General features: G+C 57.1%; 1 rRNA gene. It reads right to left on the bottom strand.

Annotation, left to right across the window (positions count from 1 at the left end):
* Nucleotides 1-256 precede the first annotated feature (256 nt).
* Nucleotides 257-1,784, bottom strand: a 16S ribosomal RNA gene (locus NNX38_RS16770).
* Nucleotides 1,785-1,804 lie beyond the last annotated feature (20 nt).

Here is a 1,804-nt window from a genome sequence, read left to right as displayed (position 1 = left end):
AACCGGGGTGCCTGTTGCTTCAGGACCCAACAGTGTGCCAAACGACGAACCGGACCTACCAGGACTGCACGGGATGTTCCAGGAACCCTCCCGAAGGAGGGAACGTACTGATCCCCGCAGCCGGCATGCCGGCGCCTATCCATTGATATTCCACCCTTGAGCACCCACCGGAGAACAGATGTCTCCGATATGGGCATCTCCTGCAAAGCACACATCCGACACTGTGGACGGACATGGTCTTCGAGGTGCTCCTTAGAAAGGAGGTGATCCAGCCGCACCTTCCGGTACGGCTACCTTGTTACGACTTAGTCCCAATCGCCGGTCCCACCTTCGACGGCTCCCTCCCACAAGGGGTTAGGCCACCGGCTTCGGGTGTTACCAACTTTCGTGACTTGACGGGCGGTGTGTACAAGGCCCGGGAACGTATTCACCGCAGCGTTGCTGATCTGCGATTACTAGCGACTCCAACTTCATGAGGTCGAGTTGCAGACCTCAATCCGAACTGAGACCGGCTTTTTGGGATTAGCTCCACCTCACAGTATCGCAACCCTTTGTACCGGCCATTGTAGCATGCGTGAAGCCCAAGACATAAGGGGCATGATGATTTGACGTCGTCCCCACCTTCCTCCGAGTTGACCCCGGCAGTCTCCTATGAGTCCCCGCCATAACGCGCTGGCAACATAGAACGAGGGTTGCGCTCGTTGCGGGACTTAACCCAACATCTCACGACACGAGCTGACGACAACCATGCACCACCTGTAAACCGGCCACAAGTGGGGGACCTGTTTCCAGGCCTTTCCGGTTCATGTCAAGCCTTGGTAAGGTTCTTCGCGTTGCATCGAATTAATCCGCATGCTCCGCCGCTTGTGCGGGCCCCCGTCAATTCCTTTGAGTTTTAGCCTTGCGGCCGTACTCCCCAGGCGGGGCACTTAATGCGTTAGCTACGGCGCGGAAAACGTGGAATGTCCCCCACACCTAGTGCCCAACGTTTACGGCATGGACTACCAGGGTATCTAATCCTGTTCGCTCCCCATGCTTTCGCTCCTCAGCGTCAGTTAATGCCCAGAGACCTGCCTTCGCCATCGGTGTTCCTCCTGATATCTGCGCATTTCACCGCTACACCAGGAATTCCAGTCTCCCCTACATCACTCTAGTCTGCCCGTACCCACTGCAGACCCGGGGTTGAGCCCCGGGCTTTCACAGCAGACGCGACAAACCGCCTACGAGCTCTTTACGCCCAATAATTCCGGATAACGCTTGCGCCCTACGTATTACCGCGGCTGCTGGCACGTAGTTAGCCGGCGCTTCTTCTGCAGGTACCGTCACTTTCGCTTCTTCCCTGCTGAAAGAGGTTTACAACCCGAAGGCATTCGTCCCTCACGCGGCGTCGCTGCATCAGGCTTCCGCCCATTGTGCAATATTCCCCACTGCTGCCTCCCGTAGGAGTCTGGGCCGTGTCTCAGTCCCAGTGTGGCCGGTCACCCTCTCAGGCCGGCTACCCGTCGTCGCCTTGGTGGGCCATTACCCCAACCAACAAGCTGATAGGCCGCGAGTCCATCCAAAACCGCATAAAGCTTTCCACGGACCGCCATGCGGTGGTCCGTTGTATCCGGTATTAGACCCGGTTTCCCAGGCTTATCCCGAAGTCAGGGGCAGGTTACTCACGTGTTACTCACCCGTTCGCCACTAATCATTCTGTGCAAGCACAGAAGTCATCGTTCGACTTGCATGTGTTAAGCACGCCGCCAGCGTTCATCCTGAGCCAGGATCAAACTCTCCGTAAATGTGTTACAGACACAGCACC

It is taken from the genome of Arthrobacter sp. zg-Y238 (assembly GCF_024385525.1).
In the GTDB taxonomy this organism is placed as follows: domain Bacteria; phylum Actinomycetota; class Actinomycetes; order Actinomycetales; family Micrococcaceae; genus Arthrobacter_B; species Arthrobacter_B jinronghuae.
Note: the sequence above shows the minus strand (reverse complement) of the source record. Positions and strands in the feature narration are given on the sequence as shown.